Here is a 5,338-nt window from a genome sequence, read left to right on the forward strand (position 1 = left end):
CTTGGGGATACCATATGTCGTGATCTCAACTTGTGCCATCTGTCAACCGACCACAATATGTGGGACCGGTCGCCAGATGGCACAAGCGGAAGGCGGACTATGGCGAAGTCGGCGTGGTCAAAATGACATATTCACCGGATTCTACCTCTTACGAAGCCGTCAAGTAAAGTATTGTAAAATATAGCGCCCGGCCAGAAGGGTTATGATAAGACCCAAAAACAGCTTTATGACCTTTTGGGGTACAAACTTCTGGACCCTTGCCCCACAATACATACCGGCGAATCCGCCAACACCAAAGAGAAACCCCAGCAGCCAGTCGGGTGCGATGGCCAGACCCGTGTGAGCATACATGGGGGCGATGATGCTGTAGAAAACAACGCCGGCGATCGAGGTCAAAAACGTGCCCATGAGCGCTGCCCCGGCTATAGTGTAGACCGGCAACCCAAAAACCGCTATTAGGAACGGCGCGATAATGGCTCCACCGCCAATGCCGTAGGTTCCGCCGATTATACCTACCACAAAGGTAAGAGCAAAAAGGGCTATAGAGTTAAATGAAAAGGTCTCACCGTAGAACTCATACTCATACTTGGTGAACGAGAAATGTACAGTCCTCACCACCGCCTCTGGTGGGAGGCCCGCTGCCACTTTTGTTTTTCGTTCCTCCTGGATCTTTTTGGCTCGCTCCTTAAACTTTGCGTCCAGGGCCTTGATCTTCTCCTTTCCCTTTATGGCGCGTCCAGTGAGTTCATAAAGCAAACGCACTCCTATGTATAGAAGGACACATCCCACAAATAACTTGAATGCCCTGGGATCGGGAAGATACTTGACTCTCAGTATGGCTCCAATGAAAACTCCTGGAAGTGTGCCCACAATTATGACCCAGGTAAGGGGCCATGCCATTCTTCCCTCCCTGATATAGCGATATACCCCGCTTGGTATGGCTACTATGTTGTAAACAAGGTTAGTGGGGCTTACTGCCGGACTAACGAAACCCAAAACACTCACCTGAAAAGGAAGCAAAAGAAAAGCGCCCGAGATTCCGCCCATGGAGGTGCAGAATGAAACACAAAAGGCAACCGCAACAGGCACAATGGGAAAAACGTCTACGCCTGATACTGGAAAATGCATGATTGTTACCTCCTTTAGGAAACTGAAAGTGGCATACAATGATTCTTGTTACTGCCTGCCCCTAACATCATGAACACCAAGGCCGCCGCCACGGAATTGTTCGATAATTATCTCATAAAACTTCTCTTTCTGGGCCGGGGTCAACAACTCTTTTTCCTCCAGGATGTGATCCACCACCTCCATTTCAAGCGCTGTTTGATGTTTCACGACCTCTTTCATGGTTCCATCTATCAGTGATTTGTCAGCGGGTTCCTCAAAAAGAAGCCTTGCCAGTTCTCTTCGATGTTTGCAAAGATCCTCTCGAATGCTGGCAACCCTGGGGAGAAATACCTTGCGGATGGCTTCAACCTTTTCACTTTGCGAATCGATCAAATCAGGGATCAAGTCCAGATACCCGCGAATTTTCGGCTTTGGGCCTCGCGACTTCTTCAGGTATACGTAGATGATGGCCAAAGAGCCACACGTAAGGATAAGGGCTGACACAAATCCGAACAGATAATAGGTCAGTTGCATCATAGGCCTCCCCGGCATTGTCCTAGTCTTCTACAATAAGCATCGGCAAGCAGTGGAAACAGCTCCCGGAGAAGACCACGCACTCTACTCGCCAACAGGTTCTAAGGCCTTTATTAACTAGGCTAATTTATTCCTGAATGCTGTTTCGTAGTAGAGCATGCAACTTGAATCCCCTGCCTCAAGCCAAATCGTTTCGTAAGGGCATGCAGCGCAGTTTGAGGCTCGTATGAGCAATCTCCGGAGCGCTTTGGCATCACGAACCTGTACCTACCTGTCTAGTAGATTGTCTGGCAGTTGTGAACACATTTTTACCTTTTCTCCCCCCTTCTTCTGTTCGTTCTATTGGCCACCGTCTGTTAGGTTAAACACCTGAGACCAGAAAAACTTACTCCAAAGGAAAGATTTTTTCTATTCGGGAGAGAATGCGGGAAGATATGTGGGCTGGAGTGAGACACCCCCATTAAAGTCGGGGGCAACGTGGTTCTGCTGTGGCCGTTATTTCAAAAGGCTGTGCCCCCTTCCTTTTTGACCAAGAAAAACACTGGTAGTGAAGCCACCTCCATTCCAACCACAAACAGAATCAAATAACCGATCGAGACATCATAGAGCACTCCCAGAAGCGCACTTCCAAAAAACCAGGACGCTCCATATACTGTATTGAAGATGCCGTATGCGAATCCCCTGCGCTCGATAGGCGTCAGATCAGCGATTGCCGCACGCATGATGGTTTCATGAATCCCCATTACTGCGCCCCAGAGCACAATAGTTGTCACTGCAAGGCTGTAACTGTGCGAAAATGCAAAAAAGGGGATAGGAAGAGTCAACACGGGGATGGTTATCAGCGACACCAGCCCGATTCTGTCGTATGTCTTGCCGATAATAAGAGCTACCAACGCATCCACGCCCATTGCAATCGCATAAAATATGGGGATTTGGACATCTGAAACAATCGATTGAACTTTGAAATGATAAGAGATTAGCTGGAAGTTGGCAAATCCCGCCACACTCAAGAAACTAAACAAGGCGTAGGACCAGAAAACTCTCGGCAGCCTGCCTTTGGCCTTGCTATTCTGCCCGCTTGTCCCACCAGGAGTCTCAAGTTTCTCAGGTGATGGAACTTTTGCTCTTGCCACCAGAAGAATGCCTACACATAAGAGAGCAGGTATCCATAGAATAGTAAAGCCTTCACGATAACCACCTTGAAATAGAAAGACGGCAGAAAAGATCAAAGGGCCGATAATGGCGCCAATCTGGTCGATTGCTTCATGTATGCCAAATCCCAAACCTCTCCCCACTTGCTTTGTGGCGTGCGAAAGTATTGCGTCTCTAGCCGGGGTCCTGATGCCTTTTCCCATTCGCTCCAGAACAATAAGGAGGGCCGCAACCTGCCAATAACCGGCAAATGCCAGTAGAGGAATGAAAACGAGTAGTGCATAGCCCACGATTGTGATAGGCCAATATCGGTGAGTGCGGTCTGCAAGATACCCAGATACTAAACGCAAAAAATATCCGACGAATTCACCGAGGCCTGCTACCAAACCAACGATGCTGGCGCTTGCACCCAAAACAGCCAAGAAAGGGCCGGTAACACTCCTTCCTCCTTCGTATGTTATGTCTCCAAAAAGACTAACAATTCCCAGAAGGATGATAAATTGAAACGCCACCTTTTTGGGGTTTTCTGCTGTCATGGCGCACCAGAGCAAAGGTTGGAGGGGCTGCAAGCCTCCGTCCCGTTTTTGCCCTAAAGGGATAAAACCCAGAGCCATTCTTTGTCTTACAAAGACTGTACCTGCCGGCGGTAATCGAGGAGTTCAACCCTGATTTTCTCAATAACTGACAGCCGGCCCGAAAGGTTTGTGAGGGTCTGAGAGACTTGCTGTTCGCTCTGGTCTTTTAGCGCAACTGCTCTTTTCAAGGCATCTCTGATGGCCGAAAGGGTGAGGTCGATTTTGTCATTGAGGTCTTTCCGAAACTTTCTCGTCGTGTCGTCTGTTCGCCTGATCAGGTCATAACGCACCCGACCACAGTGCCTTTCAAAAACGTCTTTAGCCATAGTTCGCATCCGCTTGAGAATTACACCCTTGGTGACAAAAGTAGGCAGGGCTGAACGAATCCCTAGCTGGATCAGCGCTGTGGCGTCCGGATCATCGCGCAGGAGGAAGTAAAAATCACTCTTGCCGGTGAGTTTTTCCACCGTGGTAAAGGGCTTTAGCTTTACCTCAAAAAGGTCTGAGGCCAGCCGGACAATGCTTTCAATAGTTTCATTGGTGCGGTTTGCCAGATCGACATAGATGCTCTCCAAGGCTTCGGCGATCTTTTCTGATTCATTGTTTCTGAAGGTGGAGAAGACGTTCAGGATCTGTCCAAAAACAAAATTTTCCATCTCCTTCTCAAGTTCGCGGCTGCCAGGGCTCTTTGCCACCTTTTCTCCGAATATTGCTTCTACGTCCCTTACCAAGGTCGGGGTTTTGTCTTTTTTCAGTGCTTCCAGGTCGTCATCGAGCATTTCGTGCAGCTTCTTGACCTGGCCTTCCAGGATAAACGCCTTCTGATCCCGCTCCTTTTCGGCAACTCTGGCGTGATCTTCAAACTTCGCGATCTTCGCTTTTAACTCATCAAGGGAGAGTTTGGCCGCCTCCTGTTCGAGCTTGTACGCCATGCTTTCATCGGCGATATGTCTAAGGAGAGCCGAGATAACCGCCTGAAGGAATGCTATGCCCTTGTCATGGTGCAGAAAATGCTTCAGATCGTTTTCAAAAGTCAAAAGCCGGGATCGGGCCAGCTTTTCAGAATCGCCTTTGAGTTTCCCATCAAGGGCCAGCTTGGCCGAAACCGGCCATATGTTGACTTCTTGCTCCAGATCTCTTGTCAGAATGTCTCCGGTAAAAGCCGAGGCCTCATTCAAGTCCTTTTCATCCACCACGTCAATTTTGTTTAGAACAAAAAAGAGCTTATCTACGTAGCCTCGCATGTCCTTCAGAAACCGGTGTTCTGACTCGCCGACAGGGGGATCGGCTGTGACAATGAAGACCCCTGCGTCCACGTAGGGCAGATAGGCATAGGCTATGTCCGTATTGTGTCTGAAAACCGAGCCTACCCCCGGAGTATCAATAATGCGGACGCCACCTTTGAGATAATCGCAAGGATATAAGACTTCCACATGTTGTACGCAAAGTCTGTTCTCAGGATTGCCCCTTTCAGTGACAAAATTAGGAATATCTGAAAGTTGGACTTCTTCCTCGTGCCCGTTCAGGTAATGGACGATGGCCTTGGTCTCCCGGCCGAAACGAAGAATGGTAACGATCGATGTTAAAGGCACAATAGCCGTGGGCACAATTTCAGCCCCCAACAGGGCGTTAATAAAGGTTGACTTTCCCCTCTTGAACTGACCCATGACGACCAAGTTAAACTGCTGTTGAGTCAACTTTTCATTGAGTTCTTGAAGCCTCTTGTTACTGTCTTCTGCCCTTATTTTAGACAGCCTCTCGACAATCTCCAGGAGGCTATCTCTGATTAAAGCATAGTGGGTTGACATGTCGGCACCTCCCCAAAATGAAGCTCCCCGCAGTCCCGCCGAGGCGGGACGGGGTATGAAAACGGAATTGCGCCGTAGTTCGCCTTGCCTTCGCGCAGCGCAGGCGCTTGCGCCGCGTGTCATCCTTGCAGCAAGTCGCCGACGCGCCATAGCTTGGGCGAC

The 5,338-nt window shown here is 49.3% G+C and carries 4 protein-coding genes; all 4 read right to left on the reverse strand.

Annotated features, from left to right (window positions below; genetic code table 11):
* Nucleotides 1–159: 159 nt before the first annotated feature.
* Nucleotides 160–1,128 carry a TSUP family transporter gene (locus tag JW883_08370; protein MBN1842278.1) on the reverse strand — a complete coding sequence of 323 codons (969 nt, stop codon included), beginning with the start codon at nt 1,126–1,128 and terminating at the stop codon, nt 160–162.
* A gap of 48 nt (nt 1,129–1,176) precedes the next feature.
* Complete coding sequence (locus JW883_08375) at nt 1,177–1,641, reverse strand: periplasmic heavy metal sensor (GenBank protein MBN1842279.1); 465 nt, start codon at nt 1,639–1,641, stop codon at nt 1,177–1,179.
* Between the two features lie 500 nt (nt 1,642–2,141).
* The gene (locus JW883_08380; GenBank protein ID MBN1842280.1) at nt 2,142–3,329 is read right to left on the reverse strand and encodes an MFS transporter; all 1,188 of its coding nucleotides are present in this window, start codon (nt 3,327–3,329) and stop codon (nt 2,142–2,144) included.
* An 86-nt stretch (nt 3,330–3,415) separates the two neighbouring features.
* Complete coding sequence (locus JW883_08385; GenBank protein MBN1842281.1) at nt 3,416–5,176, reverse strand: dynamin family protein; 1,761 nt, start codon at nt 5,174–5,176, stop codon at nt 3,416–3,418.
* Nucleotides 5,177–5,338: the final 162 nt, after the last annotated feature.

The organism is Deltaproteobacteria bacterium, assembly GCA_016930875.1.
GTDB lineage: Bacteria > Desulfobacterota > Desulfobacteria > Desulfobacterales.